Source organism: Pseudogracilibacillus sp. SE30717A, from assembly GCF_037071985.1.
Taxonomy (GTDB): Bacteria; Bacillota; Bacilli; order Bacillales; family Amphibacillaceae; genus Pseudogracilibacillus.
The window spans coordinates 91,066-113,118 of sequence record NZ_JAXHDF010000007.1 but is presented as its reverse complement, the minus strand read 5'-3'; the positions used below and the strand labels follow the sequence as shown (position 1 = coordinate 113,118).

Annotated in this window: 17 protein-coding genes; 15 read left to right on the top strand and 2 right to left on the bottom strand. The window is 33.9% G+C overall.

From position 1 onward, the window contains the following. Positions 1-21: 21 nt before the first annotated feature. Genes SPD48_RS12520 through SPD48_RS12500 form a run of 5 tightly spaced genes read left to right on the top strand, consistent with a single transcriptional unit; the run spans position 22 to position 6,336 of the window. The gene (locus SPD48_RS12520) at positions 22-1,710 is read left to right on the top strand and encodes an ROK family protein (RefSeq protein WP_336258462.1); all 1,689 of its coding nucleotides are present in this window, start codon (positions 22-24) and stop codon (positions 1,708-1,710) included. Positions 1,711-1,749: 39 nt separating this feature from the next. Next, positions 1,750-3,270: a DUF4127 family protein gene (locus SPD48_RS12515; protein ID WP_336258461.1), complete on the top strand. Its 1,521-nt coding sequence runs from the start codon at positions 1,750-1,752 to the stop codon at positions 3,268-3,270. 46 nt (positions 3,271-3,316) lie between these two features. After that, a complete protein-coding gene (locus SPD48_RS12510; RefSeq protein ID WP_336258460.1) occupies positions 3,317-4,021 on the top strand; it encodes an N-acetylmannosamine-6-phosphate 2-epimerase in 705 nt (234 codons plus the stop codon). Next, a complete protein-coding gene (locus SPD48_RS12505) occupies positions 4,014-5,594 on the top strand; it encodes an FAD-dependent oxidoreductase (protein ID WP_336258459.1) in 1,581 nt (526 codons plus the stop codon). Before SPD48_RS12510 ends, SPD48_RS12505 begins: the two co-directional genes overlap by 8 nt. 28 nt (positions 5,595-5,622) lie before the next feature. Continuing rightward, the gene (locus SPD48_RS12500) at positions 5,623-6,336 is read left to right on the top strand and encodes an alpha/beta hydrolase (RefSeq protein WP_336258587.1); all 714 of its coding nucleotides are present in this window, start codon (positions 5,623-5,625) and stop codon (positions 6,334-6,336) included. 691 nt (positions 6,337-7,027) lie between these two features. Here SPD48_RS12500 and SPD48_RS12495 read toward each other — a convergent pair. Next, positions 7,028-8,506, bottom strand: a complete 1,479-nt coding sequence (locus tag SPD48_RS12495) for a sodium:solute symporter family protein (RefSeq protein ID WP_336258458.1) — start codon at positions 8,504-8,506, stop codon at positions 7,028-7,030. A gap of 389 nt (positions 8,507-8,895) precedes the next feature. On the opposite strand from SPD48_RS12495, the gene SPD48_RS12490 reads away from it, so the two are divergent. The 7 genes from SPD48_RS12490 to SPD48_RS12460 all read left to right on the top strand — a co-directional run bounded on the left by SPD48_RS12490 (position 8,896) and on the right by SPD48_RS12460 (position 16,886). After that, positions 8,896-10,395: a xylulokinase gene (locus SPD48_RS12490; RefSeq protein WP_336258457.1), complete on the top strand. Its 1,500-nt coding sequence runs from the start codon at positions 8,896-8,898 to the stop codon at positions 10,393-10,395. A gap of 25 nt (positions 10,396-10,420) precedes the next feature. Next, positions 10,421-11,923, top strand: a complete 1,503-nt coding sequence (locus SPD48_RS12485; protein WP_336258456.1) for a M81 family metallopeptidase — start codon at positions 10,421-10,423, stop codon at positions 11,921-11,923. 211 nt (positions 11,924-12,134) lie between these two features. Continuing rightward, complete coding sequence (locus SPD48_RS12480) at positions 12,135-12,902, top strand: DeoR/GlpR family DNA-binding transcription regulator (protein ID WP_336258455.1); 768 nt, start codon at positions 12,135-12,137, stop codon at positions 12,900-12,902. Positions 12,903-13,262: 360 nt separating this feature from the next. Further along, a complete protein-coding gene (locus SPD48_RS12475) occupies positions 13,263-14,030 on the top strand; it encodes a DeoR/GlpR family DNA-binding transcription regulator (RefSeq protein ID WP_336258454.1) in 768 nt (255 codons plus the stop codon). A gap of 151 nt (positions 14,031-14,181) precedes the next feature. Then, positions 14,182-15,579: an NAD(P)/FAD-dependent oxidoreductase gene (locus tag SPD48_RS12470; RefSeq protein ID WP_336258453.1), complete on the top strand. Its 1,398-nt coding sequence runs from the start codon at positions 14,182-14,184 to the stop codon at positions 15,577-15,579. A gap of 2 nt (positions 15,580-15,581) precedes the next feature. After that, the gene (locus SPD48_RS12465) at positions 15,582-16,412 is read left to right on the top strand and encodes an NAD(P)/FAD-dependent oxidoreductase (protein ID WP_336258452.1); all 831 of its coding nucleotides are present in this window, start codon (positions 15,582-15,584) and stop codon (positions 16,410-16,412) included. Positions 16,413-16,433: 21 nt separating this feature from the next. Further along, positions 16,434-16,886 (top strand): CoxG family protein, encoded by a 453-nt coding sequence (locus tag SPD48_RS12460; RefSeq protein WP_336258451.1) that lies wholly within the window; start codon positions 16,434-16,436, stop codon positions 16,884-16,886. Positions 16,887-16,968: 82 nt separating this feature from the next. On the opposite strand, the gene SPD48_RS12455 is transcribed toward SPD48_RS12460, so the two are convergent. After that, positions 16,969-18,006 (bottom strand): response regulator transcription factor, encoded by a 1,038-nt coding sequence (locus SPD48_RS12455; protein WP_336258450.1) that lies wholly within the window; start codon positions 18,004-18,006, stop codon positions 16,969-16,971. 182 nt (positions 18,007-18,188) lie between these two features. On the opposite strand from SPD48_RS12455, the gene SPD48_RS12450 reads away from it, so the two are divergent. The 3 genes from SPD48_RS12450 to SPD48_RS12440 all read left to right on the top strand — a co-directional run bounded on the left by SPD48_RS12450 (position 18,189) and on the right by SPD48_RS12440 (position 22,040). Continuing rightward, positions 18,189-19,319, top strand: a complete 1,131-nt coding sequence (locus SPD48_RS12450) for a class II histone deacetylase (RefSeq protein ID WP_336258449.1) — start codon at positions 18,189-18,191, stop codon at positions 19,317-19,319. Between the two features lie 330 nt (positions 19,320-19,649). Next, complete coding sequence (gene araD / locus SPD48_RS12445; RefSeq protein WP_336258448.1) at positions 19,650-20,342, top strand: L-ribulose-5-phosphate 4-epimerase; 693 nt, start codon at positions 19,650-19,652, stop codon at positions 20,340-20,342. Between the two features lie 18 nt (positions 20,343-20,360). After that, positions 20,361-22,040 (top strand): ribulokinase, encoded by a 1,680-nt coding sequence (locus SPD48_RS12440; protein WP_336258447.1) that lies wholly within the window; start codon positions 20,361-20,363, stop codon positions 22,038-22,040. Positions 22,041-22,053 lie beyond the last annotated feature (13 nt).

Sequence of the window (22,053 nt, the reverse complement as noted above, 5' to 3'; positions counted from 1 at the left end):
ACCTAAGGGGAGTTTTGTTCAATGAGAAAATTTATAGCATTTGATATAGGAGGTACGTTAATAAAATATGGAGTACTTACTGATAAAGGTAATTTTTTAGAAAGAAATGAAACAGCTACTCAAGCAGAATTTGGAGGCCCAGAGGTTTTAAGGAAGGTAAAAGAGATCGGTGATGGGCTGATAAAGCGTTATTCGATCGGTGGGATTTGTATTAGTACTGCTGGACAGGTCGATTCTAAAAAAGGGGAAATTTTGTATGCATCCTCGCTCATTCCTGAATATACTGGTACCCCAATAAAAAAAGAGTTAGAAGCTTATTTCCGATTACCTGTTGAAGTGGAAAATGATGTTAATTGTGCAGGTTTAGCTGAATCTTGGATTGGAAAAGGAAGAGATGCAAAAAGTTTATTTTGTTTAACCGTAGGCACCGGAATTGGTGGAAGTTATATCATTGATAATAAACTACACACTGGTCACAGTTATAGTGGTGGTGAAATCGGATATATCCCTATTGAAGGGGACCAATTTCAAGAATTAGCATCCACTAGAATTTTAATAAAGAATGTGGCAAGAAGAAAAGAGGTCGCCGAAGAAAGTATTGACGGAAAAATCATTTTTGAGAATGCACGTAAAGGTGACGTCATTTGTATAGAAGAAATAGACAGGATGGTTTACTATCTTTCAAAAGGAATTGCAACAATTGCCTATATGATGAATCCAGAAATGATTGTCATTGGCGGTGGAATTACCAATCAAAGAGACTATTTATATCCGTTAATTAAGAAACAATTGAAGAAAGATATCATTCCAGCAATTTTAAAGAAAACAAAAATAGAAATTGCCGGAAACTTGAATGATGCTGGTATGATTGGAGCGTTACGCTTCTTCTTGCTACAGGAATCTATGCAGCCTTTTAATAAAATTACCACATTGATTGAATCGAACAGGCATAAATTGACAAAAGGGGAAAGAACGATTGCAACCTACATCATGAAAAATATGAATGATGTTCCTAATAACACCATTTCAGAAATGGCACAAAAGATCGACGTATCTGAATCGATGATTACAAGATTTTGCAAAAAGTTAGACATTGGATCTTATAGTAAACTCCGTCTAATGGCAAAAGAGACGATTATTGGTACTCGTATACATGATAAAGCAGATACAAGTACTTTGGTGGAAGTAAAACAAGGTTATGTTGATATATTAAATAGATTGGAAACATTGAATAATACATTAGATATTGCAACGTTAAAGGATCAATTTGCCTTATCAGATAGACTTTTTCTGTATGGTACTGGCGAGATGGAATATGTGAATCAATTGACCAAATATAAACTGATGCAATACGGTATCTCGGTAGATGCTTTTTCAAGTAAATATGAAATGGACATGTCTAAGTATATTCTAAAGCCTCAAACGATTGTTGTAGGGTTAAGTTTATCAGGATATGATAAAAGGATTATGGAGATGTTGAAATTCGCAAGCGAAATTGGATGCACGACGGTTGGAATAACTAGTCAGCAAGATTCACCAATAGCCAATATATCCGATTTATCCTTGCTACTACCATCTAAAGATGATGTTGAAAATTTTAAGGGCTCCATTAGTGAAGCCTCTATTTTATTTTTGTTAGAAGTTTTATTCAAGGAGTTACAAAATAATAATTATAAAAAAATTCGTGAATCTAGTAACGCTAAAGCTTAATATGTGACTTGGAATATTAGATTCAGGAGGAAGAATAGCATGAAAATTCTTTATGTACCCATTGATGAAAGACCATGTAATACCCATATCGTTGAGAGAATTGCAAATACATCTGAAGATATAGAGTTACTTTTACCACCAAATGAATTCTTTGGAAATAAAAAAACCCCTTCGGACACGGAAAAAATATGGGAATGGATTGATAACGAGGCAACTCGATCTGATGCGATTATCCTTAGTATTGACATGCTCATATATGGTGGTTTAATCCCTTCACGGTTACATGATTTAACAGAAGAGAAAGCAATTATGTGGATGAACCGTTTAAGGGATTTACGTAAAAAGAATTTGGATCTACCTATCTATGCATCGAACATGATTATGCGTACACCTAGATATAGCTCCAGTGATGAGGAACCAGATTACTATGAAGATTGGGGAAAGGAAATATATTTACAAGCTTATTTAAATGATAAAAGCAGACGTGTCCAACTGTCTGCAAAAGAAAAAGATCAATTAGCTGAAATTCAAAATACGTTACCCCAAAACTTTGTAGAAGACTATGAGAAGAGAAGACATTTCAATTCCAAGGTGAACGAATATGTCCTTGATTTAGTGAAGGAAGAGGTGATCTCTTTTCTAGTTATTCCTCAAGATGATAGTGCGGAATTTGGTTATACAGCAATGGATCAAAAGGTAGTTGTTTCTAAACGTGAACAATTGCGTTTGTATAAACAGGTATTAATTTATCCAGGTGCCGACGAGGTAGGAGCAACATTGCTTGCTCGTCTTTATAACGAGATGAAAGGTTATCAACCAAAAATTTATCCAATTTGGAGCAGTACACTTGGACCTACACTTATTCCAATGTATGAGGATCGACCTTTTGCTGAAAGTATGAAGTCTTATATTTATGCTGCAGGATGTCGATTGGCAGAACGTCCAGATGATGCTGATTTGATTCTAGCCTACAACGTTCCAGGACGAGTAATGCAAGAAGCTTGGGATCAGACTGAAAGAGATGTAACTTATTCAAGCTTTCGAAATATGTTGATATTTGTTGAGCAAATAAAAAAATATATTGACCAAAAAAAGCATGTAATCGTCGCAGATTCTGCTTTTGCTAACGGTGGCGATTATGAATTAATTAGGTTGATGGATAACGAAGGAATTCTAAGTAAACTGTTATCTTATAAGGGATGGAATACGAATTGTAATACGTTAGGTACAACTATTTCTCAAGGTGTCATTGGTCAATTTGGTCATTCAAATAAAATACAAGAAAATATTATCTATCATTTATTAGATGACTTTTTATATCAAACTGAAATACGTATGCAGATGGTTTCTGATTATTTGCCAAAACATGACCTGAATTATTTTGATCTTAAAAGTAAGGCAGATATTGTTAATCAAGAGAGAGATAAACGATTACAAAACTCTTTTAATAAGGAATTTGTTCATTCTTTTCAACATGTAAAAATAGAACAATTAAAAACATATGCCCCATGGAATCGAATGTTTGAATGTGGGATCGACTTAAAAGTGAATTTTGGCTAATTCCCATTCTCACCGTATAAAAAAGTATGGGCAAGGAGAAGTAAGTATGAAAAAAAATAATTTCTTAAATGAGATATATCACCATTTAATCGTATCTTGTCAGGCGCTTGAAGATGAACCATTACATGGAGCAGAAATCATGGCAAAAATGGCTCAAGCTGCAAAAGAAGGTGGAGCAAAAGCGATTAGATGCAACTCTGTACCAGATTGTATAGCCATTAAAAAACAAACAAATCTTCCAGTAATTGCAATTATTAAGCGTGATTATCCTAATAGCGAAATATATATTACACCAACTATGAAAGAAATTAAAGAGTTGCTCACTGCACGTCCAGAAGTTATCGCCTTAGATGCAACGAAACGAACACGACCTCATCGAGAGAAATTAAAAGATTTGGTTGATTACATTCATGAGAATAGTGATACGCTTGTCATGGGAGACATTGCGACACCTGAAGATGCAAAGTATGCTTATGAATGTAATGTGGACATTCTTTCTTCTACGCTTTCTGGTTACACAAAAGAAACAGAACAAAAGGATGGTCCGGATTTTGCTTTAGTGGAAGAACTTTGTAAAACATATACTATTCCAGTTATTGCAGAAGGAAAAATTAATACTCCTAATGAAGCAGAAAAAATGCTTGAATTAGGAGCTTGGTCAGTAGTTGTAGGAAGTGCTATTACGAGACCACAGTTAATTACGAAATCTTTTGTACAAGTAATAGAAAAAAAGGGTGATTGCTTTGCATAGGGAAAAAAGAGCAGATGTCATCGTTTTAGGTGGTGGTCTTGGTGGATGTATGGCATCTTTATCGGCAGCCAAAATGGGATTGAACGTGATTTTGACAGAGGAAACCGATTGGATTGGTGGTCAACTTACGAGCCAAGGTGTCCCTCTAGATGAACATCCATGGATTGAGCAATTCGGTTGTACAGCTACATACCGAGAATTTCGAAATAGAGTACGTGAATATTATAAAACAAATTATCCTTTAACTGATGCAGCAAAAAAGGATGATTTTTTAAATCCTGGAAACGCATGGGTTAGTCGCTTGTCTCATGAGCCGAAAGTAGCTTTAAAAGTATTAGAAGACATGCTTGCACCTTATTTAAATAGTGGAAGAATTCAAATCTACTATCACTACAAACCCGATTCCGCCAGTACAGATGGTGATTTTGTCACAACTGTAACGGTTCGTCATCTATCGAAAGGTGATAAAATAACGCTGTTTGGTAAGTATTTCATTGATGCAACTGAAGTCGGTGATGTTTTACCACTTGCGAATGTGGAATATGTAACTGGAGCTGAATCAAAGGAAACAACAGGAGAACCACATGCCTTGGAACAAGAAGACCCACTTGATATGCAATCCATTACATATGTGTTTGCAGTAGATTATTTAGAAGGTAAAGATTTTACCATTGAAAAACCTGAGCAATATGAATTTTGGAAGCAATTTATTCCTAGTTATTCAACATATCCTTTATTGAGTTGGTATGCAGTGAATAGCGAAGATACCTCTACGTTAAAGGAGTTTACATTATTCCCAAATGATAAAAACATTCCTTCTCTGTTTACTTATCGTCGTGCATTAGCTGTCGATAATCTAAGTGAAGACATATATGAAGGGGATGTATCATTAATCAACTGGCCACAAAATGATTATTTTTTAGGTGCAATTGTTGATGTTTCAGAAGAAGAAAGACAAAAAAATCTGAATGGTGCAAAACAGTTAAGTTTATCTTTATTATATTGGCTCCAGACTGAAGCCCCGAGGCTTGATGGTGGCAAAGGCTATCCAGGTCTACGACTTAGAAAGGATGTACTTGGCACCGAGGACGGACTTGCAAAATACCCATATATCCGAGAATCAAGAAGGATTAAATCCGTTTATACTATTACGGAAATGGATGTTAATAAACAATTTAGAGGGGAGAAAGGAATTCGCAAATATAAAGATAGTATTGGAGTAGGGAGTTACCATCTGGATTTACATCACACCGTTCACTCTAATCGAACCTTTTATCTGCCAAGTTACCCGTATGAAATTCCTTTAGGTGCTGTATTACCAATAAGAATGAAAAATATATTGCCGGCTTGTAAAAATATTGGTACAACACAAATCACCAATGGTTGTTATCGTGTACATCCTACAGAGTGGAATATTGGGGAATCTGTCGGTTTTTTGGCTGCATATGCCATTTTAAATAATATTACTGTTCATGATGTGCGTGATAACCAAGATCATTTATTATCCTACCAGAAGATGTTGGAGCAAAATGGTATTCAGCTACATTGGCCTGAAAATATCGATTTAGCCTAATTCATTGAGGGAAGGAAATTGTGTTTTGATGAAGAACTCAGGAATATTTTCCAGTAAAACATTAAAAATAAACTATGAATATATTATGTTAAAATCAGTAGAAAAAATAAAAGACGCTTATGTTTTGTATGTGCAAGATGGAAAGGACTATTTAAGATTAGGTGGAATGGAAAAAACGTTTGAAAAACTTCTTGCAAGTAATCCACATCTAGCAACCAAAATGATAATTGTTCTAATTCATCCGGGAAGTTCATTGGAAAGATGGCACTCTTATAGTAGAAGAGGAAATCGCTTTAAAAAATATATTCAATTTATGACAGATGAATTTATTCCTTCAATAGAAAAAGAAATAGAAGCGTTTAATATAAATATTGTAAAACGTGGGTATCTCGGAGACTCATTGGCTGGCAATTTATCTTATAATTTGGCTATGACGAATCCCGGAAAATGTACCCATTTATTGCTTCAATCAGCAGCTATATCTAAAGAAGACATACAATTGTTAGAAAGTGTTGACCATTTAAATTGGAACGTTTATCAAACAGTTGGTATATATGAGGATGATTTTATCTCCCCAATTACAAATGAAAAGATGAATATTCTATCGTATAATCGAGAATTAAATGATATGCTTACTAAAAAAGGTGCAACGATTCAATACATGGAACTAGAAGAAAACCATGAATGGGCTATTTGGAAGAGAGATTTGCCGAATGTATTAAATTATTTTATGATGAATTAAATTTATTGCTCAATTTTTACAGAGTCAGATTGACTGCGTTGAAAAAGTTGCAAGAAGCAGTGATGGAAAGAGTGGAAGAGAAACTAAAAGTATAAGTTATTAAAAACCTGAGTGGAAGAAATATCTTCCAATTCAGGTTTTTTAACGTAAGTATTAAAGATCTTCAACGTATTTTTCGTATCGTGTAAATTGGAATGTCCATTCCTCTCCTTCTTGCGGAGGTAAGGAACGTCCATTTGCTAACCATTTCATACTACACTACAAGTACACAACACAATATGTTGCAGAGATATATTAAATAACTAATTTTAGGTAAAAACAACATTATCAGAAACAAAACCTTTAATTCATAGCGTTCATGGTTGTCAATCTACTTTTATAAATTTAAATAAAAATAGTAGCTTCCCGAGTGGGAAGTGTATTGATAATGAATCCATTAGTTCTTTTGGAGAAATTAAAATGTGAAAATATTATTAAAATAAGTATGAACGCTTGAAGAGTGACTAGAGGCATAAATGGATACGTATATTTTTATAACCATGAATGACTACAGGGAAAACTAAATGGCCTTAGCCCTATTTTCATCGGGCTAAGGCCATTTAGATAATTATTTCTTACCAATTTTCGCTTAAGAGCGGCAGGTTAGAATGACATTTTTGAAATAAATTAAGATATATAATGAAAAGAAAATTTAATTTGCATTATTCAAAGACGATTGAGTATTTTCAGCTTTATTTTCAACAGTTTTATAAAATTCTTTTACATATTCAGTTTCTTCTTCCGATTTAGTTAAGAATGTTACAAGCACGCCCGTAATGATACTTAATAATACACCAATTGGACTAATTAAATGATATGGGAAATTATTTAATAATGCAATGGTTACATAGATGACACCAACTATTAAGGAATACAAGGCTGCTTGAGTATTAAACCGTTTCCAAAAGAATCCTGCTAATATTGGGAATGCTAATAGAGCAGTGTACACTGAAATATAAGTAAGCGCTAATAATATATTACCAACAAATGTAAGTGCAAATACTAATGTTGAAATTCCGAGTATAATAAATACTGTTCTGCTAGCGTTTATATAGTATTTATCAGTTTTATTTTTAGCGAAATACCTTTTCACAATATCGTTAATCACAATTGATACTGCTGAATTCCAAATAGCAATCATTGTACTAATACCTACTAATAAAAGTGTAACAAGTAGGAAACCTTGCAAAATAGTTGGTAAATAATTCAATACTAATGTAGGCAATGCATATTCGGCACTTTCTAAGTCTGGTAGGAGTGCGCGAGTGAACATAGTGGTTAATGCAACACATCCGTAAAGTACAACAATTAAAACAGTATTTATTAACATCGCTTTATAAGCGACTTTTTCATTTTTAGCTGAAAATATTCTTTGTCCATACCAAGGTGCTGCAATATACAGCAGTATATTTTGTAAGGCCCATGTTAAAATGGCTGCAAAACCGTAATTCTCAAGGTCCCAAATTGGTTCAAAAGATAAAAATTTCTGTTCATAAACAACTGATAATGAACTAAATCCTCCCGAAGCACTCCATCCTACAAAAAGTAATACAGGAATAAAAATAAGTATCATTATATAGGCCACAACATCAAAGGAAATAGCGGTTAATAGCCCGCCAGCAAGACTGAGAATTAAACAAATAATTGTTACTCCAATAACCATCCATAGTGGATTTACACCTAATAATACAGTTCCTATTACCGATAAACCTGCTAAATAAGTTGCAGGTGCTATCCAAGTAAAACTAAGTGTTACTAAACTTGCTAAAGCTCTTGTTAGTTCTGAATTTCTCCCTTTGAATCGTACATCAAAGAATTCTGCAATAGTAGTAATGTTAAGTCTTCTATATCTTTTCGCTACTGTGAAAGCATATATACCGAATACAGGAATGAAAATTAATGATGTATACCATACGCCAACAGTACCGTACATATACGCTACAGAAGCTCCTCCTATAAGCGTAGCAGTATTGAATTCAGCAGCACCTAATGTTGCCACTAAAGTTGGTAAATTAGTGTTTCTTCCGGCTAAGTTATAATCGGTGTAATTGTGTATCTTTTTATAGGATTTATAAGAGATAAATATTAGTATTGCTAAAAATATACCAACCATTACATATTTTTCAATCAAAATAAACACTCCATTCTTAAATAATTGAAAGCTCTTACATTAATATTTACAATCCTCCTTTGTAACAAAATGTTGTTTTATGTAACTTAATTTTACGTAATAAGTTTATTTTATCCTAAAAGTATTGATTGTCAATATAAATTTTAAAAGATTTCGATAATTATAAAACAGAAAATAACCATTATTAGTATGGAGATTACAAGTTTATCTCTATTAAAACCATCATTATTATTTGGCATATTTTCTTTGATATGTTATAACCGAAAGTAATAGTATTATTACAAAAAGCAAAATAATGTTACAAAAAACGTTTTAATGAATGGGATGATATAGTATACTATACATTAAAAAAATATGAAAACGGTTAAAAGTGGGAAGGAGAAAAATTAATGAAATCATCATACATTGTTTCTTTTGATTGTGGTACAAGTGCTGTTAAAGCTACTTTAGTAAATTTCCTTGGTGAGATATGTAGTGTATCGACAGAAAGTTACCCATTAATAAATCCAAAAGCAGGGTGGGCGGAACAAAACCCGGAAGACTACTGGGGTGCAGTAAGTATATCAGCGAAAAAGGCAATTGAGCATTTAGGAATACAAAAAGAGCAAGTAAGAGGAATCGTATTTGGAACACAATGGAAAGGTATAATTCCATTAGATGAAAACGACAACATTTTATATAATAATATTATTTGGCTTGATGGACGTGCTAAAGATCAGGCACAAAAACTTAATAAATTATTAAATACAAATGTCATGCATCAACAAGAATATTGGCCTAGATTAATGTGGGTGAAAGAAAATTTACCCGAAATATATAGAAAAACAGATAAGTTCTTAGAAGTTAATTCATATTTAAAGTTTAAGGCAACAGGAGTAAAAGCAGTAGATTTAACGAACAACTTTATTCATGCGGCAAAAGAAGGATTACAAACATACTATAATGAAATTGTGAAAGCTGCTGAATTAGATCTTAATAAATTTCCACCACTTGTACTCCCTACCGAAAAAGTTGGAGACTTAACGATAGAAGCGGCTGAACAATTAGGACTTCTTGCTGGAACTCCAGTATTTGGTGGTTGTGGGGATATACCTGCTGTAGCAATAGGTGCTGGTTGTAGCGGGATGGGAAGTAATCATATTTATCTTGGTTCCTCAGGCTGGTTTAGCACATTAACTAAAGAACGAAATAATAGAGAAGGGGAATTATATCAATCTTTTGATAAAGATAAAGAATTAACTATACATGCGATTCAATCAGCTGGTTTGACATATGATTGGGGAATAGAACAATTTTATAAGCTGGAACAAGAAAAATATGGAGATGAAATCTATAATTATATTACACAAGATATTAAGGAAATCCCTCCTGGTTCACTAAATCTAATTGCAACACCATGGATTCATGGAGAATTAAGTCCCTTATCTAAAAATGCTAAGGCTGTTTTCTTAAATATTACTAGTCAACATGATCGTAGACATTTTATGACGGCAATTATGGAAGGTATTTGTTATATGTTGCGTTGGAAAATTGAGAAATACACCTATGAAAGCGGACATAAAATAGATTCTATTCGGGTTGTTGGTGGGGGAGCTAGTAGTGATATTTGGATGCAAATGATGGCGAATATTCTTAAAATACCTGTACAAGTTCCGAATAACCCTCGACATGCAGGATCAATTGGAACAGCTTATTGTGCATTGATTGGATTAGGAGTTTGCCAAAATTTCGATGATTCAATGGAAAGAATAAAGATAGATAAAATATTTAATTTTAATAGATTATATGAGAAAAGATATGACAAGCTGTTTAATGTTTTTAAAAATATATATCCAGCTTTAGAAGATATTTATTTTACTTTAAATGATGAAGAGGTTTTAGATAAATAATTTTATAAATAAAGGAGATAGATTAATGAAAGCTGTCGTGTTAGAGTTTCATCAAGAAACAAATAGTTTTAATCCAAATGTGTGTACAAGAGACTACTTTGAACAAAGTCGTATTGCAGTAGGTGAAGAACTTTTCAGATTAATGGATAAACCATGTGTATTAGGGGGAATATTTCAAGCGTTACAAGAAGAGAATGTTGAAATTATCCCAGGAATTTCTATGTTTACAATGAGTGGAGGACGTGTGGATCAAAGAGTTATGGATGAATTTATTAATACGTCTATTAAGATTATTAACCAGCACAATCATGTAGATGCAGTGTTTATTTCGCTTCATGGTGCAACAGAAACGACAGTATATGAAGATTGTTCGGGGCAAATAATTGAATCTATTCGAAAGGTTGTCGGTCATGATACTGTGATTGCGGCTTCAACTGATATGCATGCAAATATTACCACAAAAATGGTGGAAAATTGTAACATAATCTGCGGATATCAAACGTATCCACATGTCGATCATTTTAAAACCGGATATAGAACAGGAACATTAGGGTTATCATGTTTATTAGATAAAAATAAACCTCGAATGATTCAAGTTAAACTACCAATGATTGTACCAGCTAGTGGTTATACCACCATGTCGGGCCCTTTCGCAGAATTAATGAATGAGGGTAAATCATATGTTGAAAAGGGAGAAATTATAGATTTCTCGATTTATCAGATGCAACCTTGGTTAGACATAGAAGATGCTTCTTCATCTGTAATCGTTATTGCGCGAGAAGAAACAGTAGCGGAAGAGTTTGCTTTATTACTTGCAAAAAGATTGTATAACCTTCGCGAAAACTTTAAGCCAAATCTCTACTCTATCGATCAAGTAATTGAAATTGCAGAGAATAATGTGAGCGATAAGCCTGTCGTCTTAGTTGACTCTGCAGATTCAACCAATGCTGGAGCTACAGGAGATAGTGTGGCAGTAGTAAAAAAATTGCTAGATAGAAAGTCAACTTTAAAAACAGCAATAGCAGTAGTTGATGCACCAGCTGCCAATCTTGCGCATAAAACCGGCGTTGGAAATAAAACAACTTTTTCTTTAGGTGGAACAAAACTACCCGAAATAAATGAAACTATAGAAGTTGAATGCTATGTAAAATCATTACATGATGGCATATTTATTCAGGAAGGACCTGCCGGACGTGGCATGACTAATAATATTGGACCTTCGGCGGTATTACAAGTAGGAAATATCAATATATTAGTTTGTCGTCACATTTTTGGTAACGGAGATCCACAATTATTCCGTGCGTTTGGTATGGAGCCTACTTTATACGAACTCCTAATAGTAAAAGCTTGCACTTCTTTTAGAGCAGCCTATTCTAAGTTTACGGACAAAATTTACGACACAGATACACCAGGGGCGGCAAGTGTTGATTTAATGAATTTGCCATTTAAGCGTTTACCTAAGAATTTTTATCCTTTTAATAGTCTAAATGAATACAAAATTGATGAGATTATCTATGGTAAACGTTAATTGAATATTGATGCTGATTAATAAAATTAAAAATGATATAATTTTTAATTAGTATTAAATTAATTCAATATTGTACAATTAATAATTTGTTTTTTTAAAAAATATGTAATTAATTTTAATAATATAATATATTCACGTTACGTTAGTGTAAAAAGTATAGCCTTCATGTGTATTGATTGAAATAAAAATATATAGAATTAGGTGAATATATATGTTACAACAAGAACGCCATAAAAAAATACTAGAACAATTAGAAAAAGAGAATACAGTTCGTATTTCAGAGCTATCCAAAACTTTAGGAGTGACAAGACAAACAGTCCGGCGGGATTTGAAAGAACTAGATAAGGTAGGATTGATAAAAAAAGTCCATGGGGGTGCATTATTAAATAGAACTAATATTGAACCATCCTTTTCTACTAGAGATAACACAAGTGTAGTTGAAAAGGATATTATTGGTAAAAAGGCGGCGGAATTTGTCGAGGATGGAGATGCTATTTTTATTGATTTAGGAACTACTACTTTATCTATGGCTAGAAATTTAACCACTAAAAAGGATTTAACTGTAATCACCAATTCATTACTAATTGCTATGGAACTAGCTAATATTAAAGAAATTAAAGTATTAATAAGTGGTGGTGAATTAAGAGGAGAAGAGCTATCCGTATCGGGACCTATAAGTAATAAAAGCATACAAGATATTTTTATTGATAAGGCTTTTATAGGTGTTGGTGGACTGTCTCTGGAAAATGGCTTTACTGACTTTCACTTGGGCGAATGTGAATTTCGAAGAATGATGATAAAAAATGCCCAAAAAAGTATCGCACTAGCAGATCATTCCAAAGTGGATATAGTAGCCATATATAAATTTGCTGATATTCATGAAATAGATGTTTTAATAACTGATATAAGGACTCCGCAAAATGTAGTAAGCCATTTGAGAGGAAAAGGGATGAAAGTCGAGGTATTGGATGTTAAATGATTATGATTTTTTCGAATTATATATTTAGATAGTCCTTTAAAGATGATTTTTGTTTACAAAATGAATTAATAATTAAAAGTTTTTTAGAACCAACCGTTTAAAATTATTTATTATTCACTTTTTCAATGGATTCTTCTGTAAATTTAACAGGATTAATAATTCAACTAATTGTAACTACTGAGAATATTTAATAACAAAAAGGATATTATTTTACTATATACCTAACTATTTAAAAGTGTTTACTTACTATGATGTAATACAAAAGAAAATTTCAAGCAACTTGTGATATGATTCATATATAATAAAAAAATAAATCACATAATTTAACAGAAAAATGGTTGAATTAAGGAAGGGATTCATTTGTTAGCACAGGAAAGATATAGAGTTATTCTTGAAATGTTAGAAGTAAACGAGATAGTAAAGGTACCTGAATTATGCGAAAAATTCAAAGTTTCCATAGAAACTGTAAGACGTGACTTGGAATTTTTAGAACAGGAAGGACAATTAAAAAGAATCTATGGTGGGGCTGTATTAAATCGACAGTCTTCTAAAGAACCTTCTTATAATACAAGATCGACTAAAAATGCTAAAGAAAAAGAAATGATAGGTAAAAAAACAGCTGAACTAATTTCTGACGGGGAAACCTTAATGATAGATCTAGGAACAACTACTTTAGAAGTAGCACGTCACCTTAAAGATAAAAAAAATCTTACAATAATCACAAATTGTATGACAATCGCTCAAGAGTTAGTTGATATTCCTACTTTTCGTGTTATTTTACCGGGTGGAATATTACGACCAAATGAATTAGCTCTCTCGGGTTTTATCTCCGAACAATTTATGAGAGAATTTAATGTTGATAAAACAATTGTTGGCGTGGGCGGAATTACAATGGATAATGGAATTTCAGATTATCATTTAGAAGAAACGAGAGTTAGAAAAATCATGATTGAAAAAGGTAAAGAAATTATTGCCGTCGCTGATCATAGTAAATTTGGTATAAAAGCATTAGTTAATGTGTGTGCAATTGATGAGATAGATGTCATTGTGACTGATAATAAGCTTAAAAAATTCATTGCTCAAGAATATAGCGATCAAGGAATTAAAGTACTGGGATATGGAAAATAAAAAATTCTATTCTTCATGTGAAGAGTAGAATTTTTTTTATTAATTTATGACTACTTTTTGTGTAATGTTTACGACTTGACACATGTTTTATGTGGTATTATAATTATTTCATGGGGTTATACCTGTTTTTTATGGAAAGGAGAATTGACTGATGCAGAAAGAGTTAAAAGATGTAGTAGTCATTGGTGGTGGAGTAGTAGGAACTGCAATACTAAGAAAGTTGTCTTTATATAATTTATCGATTGCTCTAGTAGAAAAACAACCTGATTTATGTGAAGGGGCTAGTAAAGCAAATAGTGGAATTATCCATACAGGGTTTGATGCACCACCAAATTCATTGGAAGCAAAATGTTTAAAGCGTTCTCGTGAGTTATGGTCTGACTATACTGAACAATTAAAAATTCCGTATATTCCTTGTGGTGCAATTATGATTGCTACAAATGATGAGGAAAAAGAAATTATTGAAAATAAATACATACCGAACGCTGAAGCGAATGGTGTTCATGTTGAATGGCTAGATAGAGACGAAGTGTTAGAAATGAACCCAGCAGTTACAGATGAAGTTATTGGAGCGCTTTCTATTCCAGGAGAGGCAATATGTGATCCATTTACTGCGACTCGTTCTTATGCAGATTTAGCTGCAATTAATGGTGCTGAAGTATTATTAGGTTCAGGCATTGTGAAAATTAATGAAGCAGATTACGGGTTTACATTATATTTAGATAATGGACAAGAAATTAAGACAAGATACATTGTTAATGCGGCTGGAGTTTATTCAGATCAAATTAGCCGTATGATTGGTGATAATAGCTTCACAATTACACCTCGAAAAGGCCAGTTTATTTTAACGGAAGAGGAAATTGAAATATCACAAGTGATATTACCAGTCCCAACCGCTAAATCAAAAGGTACTCTAATATCTCCTGTTGTTTTTGGCGGATTTTTACTTGGTCCAACTGCCGAAGATCAAGAAGATAAGGAAGACAATTCTACTAGCGCAGAAGGTATTAACCAAGTATTAACTAGTTGTGAAAAATTAATTCCTGAAGCAAAAAAATATGAAACAATTCGTCAATTTGCGGGTATTAGAGCCGTATGCAGTACAGGAGATTACGTTATTAGACCATCTGAACAAAACAAACAATTTATCCATGCAGCTGGGATTCGTTCGACAGGATTATCAGCATCGCCAGGCATAGCAGAAGAGGTTGCTGAACAATTAGAGATTGCTGGGTTAAAATTGGAAAGAAATGATGCAGCGAAAACGGAGACTCCAAACTTATTTGATGACTCAGATGAGAATGTCGGGGAAATAATTTGTTTATGTAGAACGATTACAAAAAGTGAAATCACAAATGCACTTGAAGGCCCTATACCACCCACAACAATTGATGGTGTAAAAAGAAGAACAGGTGCTACATTAGGAGAATGCCAAGGTAATTGCTGTATACCAAAAATAATGGATATTTTGAATGAGTATGATTTAAATCATGAGCTTCCTCTAAAAGGATTAAAAGATTCCCCAATAGCTGTTAAAGGAGGAAGATAGGAATGAAGTATGAATTAGTTATAATTGGCGCGGGTTTAACAGGTATTGAAACAGCGCTCCAAGCATACGACGAAGGATTGGAAAATGTATTAATCGTCGATTATAATAATCGGTTTGGTGGCTTTAATAGTGTTTTATTTAATGAAATAGAATTTGATACAGAAAGAGAAATGGTGGAAAAGTTTATTAATCTCCCTTATGAAAAACTAACGAATGCTACGGTCACGGGATTGTTTGAAGCATTTGGAGAAAGCAGTCATGAAATTAACATCCAGACACCATCCGGTACGCTAGATGTTGAGGCTGAAGCTATTATTATTTGTTCGGGAGCGCTGGAAAAGCCGAGGGAAGCACATAAAATTGGTGGAACAAGACCGGCGGGGGTGATGACTCCAATGATGGCCGTGGGTTTATTGGAGAGGGGATATATTCCGGGTGAAAAAGTTCTTCTTTTTGAAAATAGTAAAACTTCAAGATTTCTATCAACCTATTTATCTAATAAAGGTGTCAATGTGAAAGGAATTAAGGCGGAAGATCATCTTGTTCACATGATTTATGGTAAATCTAGAGTGGAAAAAGTTGAAATAAAGAATAAGAACAATGAGCAAATTGAATCCTTTGATTGTGACACTTTAATTTTTAGTGAAGGCTTTATACCATCAACTTTCTATTTAAAAGGGACAGGTATTGAATTAAATGATGAAAACTTTATAGTGACTGACAATGAAGGAAAAACAAGCGTTGACAAGATATATGCTTTTGGATGTTGCACTACCCAACCTAAAACTTCAACCGAACAAATTAAGAAATCTTTAAAGTTACTATTTCAATAAATAAAGAGAGGAACGATTTTTTTGAAAATAAATGATTCATTTACTATAAACGCAGCAAAAGATGATGTATGGACTGTTTTTATGGATGTTGAAAAATTAGCAAGTTGTGTACCAGGATGTAATGATCTTGTAGCACTGAGCGAAACAGAATATGAAGCAGATATGATTGTGAAAACCAAATTTATGACCATTAAGTTTAAGGCTAATGGAATATTAAAAGACGCAATTGAAGGTGAAGAGTTAAAGGTAGAGATGGTGGGTAAACCGATGAAGTTGGCAGGTTTGTTTAAATCAAAAATGAACGTTCAGCTTGAAGAGGTGTCAGCCAATGAAACCAAGATACTATATGAGATGGACTTACAAATGACTGGTCGTTTAGCTACGTTAGGAGATATACTAATGAGAGGAACAGTTAAAAAATCGGCTGATGAATTTGCAGATAATGTGCAAGAACTATTTGCAGAAGTTCATTAATGACATTAAGGACTAAATATATTAAATGGAAAGTAAATAGGAATAGAGCAGACAGGAATACAAGATTTCTTTTCTGCTCTTTTTAAATAGTGTTCACTGTTTCTTTTAATTTATATATTAAGCTTGTTCGGTTTGAAACACCCAGTTTCTCGTACATATTTCTTAAATGTTTCTTTACAGTGTTGATACTAATCCATAGTTCTTCAGAGATTTGTTCGTTTGTATATCCTTTTAACACAAGGTCAAAAACTTCAAGCTCTCTTTTTGATAATAACGCTTTTAGATCATTACTTTTCTTCTTTTCTTGAGGATAGAGATAGATCGAATATTTCTTAGATGTTGGGTTTTGTCTCATTTTAAGAGGGATTACTTTTACTTTCCACCCATCCATATCGATAATATTTTCTTCTTCTGACAAGTGACTGTTAAAAGAGTTGTGAAAAAATTCTTCGACAGAAGTATTTGGACAAATTGTCGCAATGATTTTTTGGGCAGCATCGTTATAAAAAGTAATATTTTGATTCCCATTTACGATAATGATTCCTGGATTCTCATTAATCTTTCTTCTAAGAAATACATTTTCAGCTTCTATTTCATCTAAAATCATTGAAGTTTTAACTAAGTGTAGAAGATGAGTAGATAGTGTTTGAAGTGTGTGCCTTTCTTTTTGAGTAAAAGGTTTATCTCCTGTTTGTCGAGTAAATCCAATTCCTCCGTAAATATAATTATTATCTGTTAGGTAAACAACCATTACATCAATGATTTGATGTCTTTTAAGAAAATGGTAATATTCCGATTTAATAAAGGATGACGGTGTGATAGTTTCATTTACCTTTAAAATGGATTGTTTGTTCGTTACATTCTTTATTTGTTTCTTAGGATGCATGAGATCTTTATTCATATAAGTTTCCGTGTAATCCCAAATGAATTTATCAGCAAAATTAAAAAAGTTTAAATTATACATGTTACTTTGCTTATCCGCTAACCAAAATAATGATTGATGAAAGTGGAATAAATCTGAAAGATAAGATTGAACTGTTATTGAAATATTAGATGGATCAGAATAAGTGTTATTGATAAAATGCATTATTTTTTCGTAGTCATTTTTAGATAAATTCATCATAATTCCTCCAGTTAATTCGCATCTTCCAATACTTTATGCACTTCTTTACTTTAGTTTTATCGTTAAATAGCCCAATAATCTGATAATTCAGAGCCGAAAATAAACTATCCTTTTGTGTAATTGAGATTTAAGTAAGCGTTTGCAATAATGATAATACAAACTTTGAAGGAGGAAGTCAAATGAAGAAAACAGGATTTATTTATGATGAAAGTTATTTTTGGCATGATAACGGATCCGGTGCATTACATTTAGCCTCTGGTGGTTGGGTTCAAGCTCATACTTATGGAGAAGATCCTGAAACGAAAAGAAGATTCAAAAATTTACTTGATATAAGTGGATTCACTCCTCAATTAAATTCAATCGCTCCTCGACCGGCAACGCGGGATGAAATTGAATTATTTCATATTCCTAGCTATGTAGATAAAGTAAAAGAGTTAAGTGATGCAAATGGTGGGGATGCAGGGCAGATTGCAATAGTAGGAAGAGGTTCATATGAAATTGCTCTGTTATCGGCAGGCGGAACAATTACTGCCGTTGATGCAGTAATGGATGGACAAGTTGAAAATGTCTATGCATTAACAAGACCACCTGGTCATCATGCGGAAGCACAGGAAGGAATGGGTTTTTGTATATTTAACAATGTTGCTATAGCAGCAAAATATGCGAAAAGAAAATATAATTTAGAACGTATTTTAGTGCTTGACTGGGATGTACATCATGGAAATGGAACTGAACAAGCGTTCTATGATGATGATAGTACCTTGTTTATTTCACTCCATCAAGATAAATTATTCCCGGCAACGCGTGGGTTTGTGGAACATTGCGGTGAAGGAAAAGGGGAAGGGTATACAGTAAACATTCCTTTACCTGCGGGGACAGGAAATGCTGGATATATGCATGCATTTGAAAATGTTGTTGAACCAATTGTTGATCAATTTAAACCAGAGTTAATTATTGTATCAGCCGGACAAGATCCAAGCTTCTTTGATCCTTTAGCGAGAATGATGGTAACAGCAGATGGGTTTTATAGATTCGCAGATTTTATGAAGAAACTAGCAGAAAAACATTGTGATGGTCGTCTAGTTTTGTCCCATGAGGGTGGATATAGCGCAGCTTATGTGCCATTTTGTTCACTAGCGATCGTTGAAGCAATGAGTGAAATTAAAACAAAGGTCAACGATCCCTTTATGGAAAGTTTCAGCGGAGTCCCAGTCGATACATTATTTCCTCACGAGGAAGAAGCTGTACAAAAAGTAATTGAACAACAGTCTAAGTTTTGGGACTTAAGTGCTCAGAAGGCAGTTAGATAGTTTTATAAAAATTTAATATTACTGTATGAAGACCAGTTCCTTTAGTAATTAGATGGGGCTGGTCTTTTTGAGATTGAAATGGCTTGGTTGAATTCCACATCTAGTCAAAGATAACAAATTTCTTACTGTCACTTTATTTATAACACGTGTAATTCTTCTCAGGGATATCTAAACCAAAAAGAAGGATAAAACAGTAGAAAATACAGAGAAATTTCTAGAAATTAATTTAATGTAAGAAAATACAGTTGATTGTACGTACAACTTATATTAGAATAAAGACATGAACAGCAACTTATACGTACATTATAAAAAAGAAAGGTGGCGATTGACATGCTTGAGGATTTGAAGGAAAAAGTATTAGATGCGAACTTGGCACTGCCAGCACATCATTTAGTTACTTTTACATGGGGAAATGTAAGCGGTATCAGCAGAGAGCGTAATTTAATAGTTATTAAACCAAGTGGTATTCCTTATGAAAAGTTAACAATTGATTCGATGGTTGTTGTTGATTTTGATGGCAATGTTGTTGAAGGAAGCTTGAAACCGTCATCAGACACACCGACACATATTGTCTTGTACCGTAATTTTCCTGATATCGGTGGAATCGTGCATACACATGCACCATGGGCAACAAGTTGGTCACAGGCAGGTAAAGAAATCCCTGCTATGGGTACCACACATGCAGACTACTTTTATGGAGCAATCCCTTGTACAAGGTCGATGAGTGAAAAAGAAATTAAAGGCGATTATGAACGTGAAACAGGTAATGTCATTGTTGAAACGTTTAAAAATCGGGATCCAAATGAAGTTCCAAGTGTTCTAGTGCGTGGTCATGCTCCATTTTCTTGGGGGAAAGATCCAAAAGAGGCAGTACATAATGCTGTTGTTCTTGAACAAGTTGCGAAAATGACTTTACAGACATACCAATTGAATCCTGAACCTAATCACTTAGATAACGTACTGTTGGATAAACATTATTTAAGAAAACATGGCAAAGAAGCATATTACGGACAAAGAAATTAATAGAGGGAGAGCGAGAAGATGAGTCAAAAATATGCCATTGGTATTGATTATGGCACGGAATCCGGTCGTGCTGTCCTTGTTTCATTACAGGACGGAAGAGAGATTGCGGATCATGTTACGCCTTATCGTCATGGTGTTATGGATGAAATGCTGCCATCTGGTATAGCATTAGATTTTGATTGGGCCTTACAACATCCACATGATTATATAGAGGTATTGGAAAAGTCTATTCCAAAGGTAATAAAAAATTCTGGTATAAGTCCGGATGATATCGTCGGGCTAGGAATTGATTTTACGGCATGTACGATGCTGCCAATTGATAATACAGGTGAACCGTTGTCTAATCATCCAGACCTAACAAATAATCCTCATAGTTGGGTAAAATTATGGAAACATCATGCTGCACAAGATGAAGCAAATAAATTAAATGAAATAGCCGAGCAGAGAGGGGAAAGTTTTTTACCAAGGTACGGGGGGAGAATTTCTTCTGAGTGGATGATTGCAAAAATTTGGCAAATTTTAAATGAGGCACCAAATATTTATGAAAGGACAGATCAATTTGTTGAAGCGACTGATTGGGTAATTTTCAAATTGACTGGAAACTTTATTCGGAATAGTTGTACAGCTGGTTATAAATCGATTTGGCATAAGCAAGAAGGATATCCGAGTAGAGAATTTTTTAGATCCCTTGATCCGAGGTTGGAAAATTTAGCGGAGACAAAACTGCGTGGAAGCGTCGTTTCATTAGGTACAAAAGCAGGGGAATTAACCGCCGAAATGGCAAGGGTCACTGGTTTAAAGGAAGGACTTTCGGTTGCTGTTGGCAATGTGGATGCACATGCATCTGTCCCAGCGATGGGAGTTGTCCGTCCAGGCAAGATGGTCATGACTATGGGGACATCCATTTGTCACTTATTGTTAGGAGATGAAGAAAAAGAAGTCGAAGGAATGTGTGGAGTTGTGGAAGATGGGATTATTCCGGGTTTTTATGGGTACGAAGCAGGTCAATCATCTGTAGGAGATATTTTTGCATGGTTTGTTGATCAAGCTTCTCCAGCATATGTGGAAAAGACTGCAAAGGAAGAAGGAATGACTGTACATCAATGGTTAGAAAAGCGAGCGGCTGCATATAAACCTGGTGAAACAGGACTGTTAGCGCTAGATTGGTGGAATGGTAATAGATCTGTTCTCGTTGATACGGATTTGAGTGGTGTGTTACTTGGAATGACATTACAGACAAAGCCGGAAGAGGTTTACCGAACACTTCTTGAAGCAACTGCCTTTGGTACAAGGAAAATTATCGATTCATTTACACAAAATGGTTTAGCGGTGGATGAACTTTATGTTTGTGGTGGATTACCTCATAAAAATAAACTTTTAATGCAAATCTATGCGGATATTACGAATCGAGTAATCAAAGTTGCCGATTCTATTCAAACGCCTGCACTAGGAGCGGCAATGTTTGGTGCGGTTGCGGCGGGTGGTGAGAAAGGTGGATATGACACGATTTTAGAAGCGGCAAAGAATATGTCTCGAATTAAAGAGGAAGTTATTAAACCGATACCAGAAAATGTGAATATATATAACGGTTTATATAACGAATATGTGAAGCTCCATGATTATTTCGGTCGTGGTGAGAACAACGTAATGAAACGGCTACGTGGCGTCCGTTCAGAAGCTAATATAGAAATTGTTTAAATACAGGGGGAAT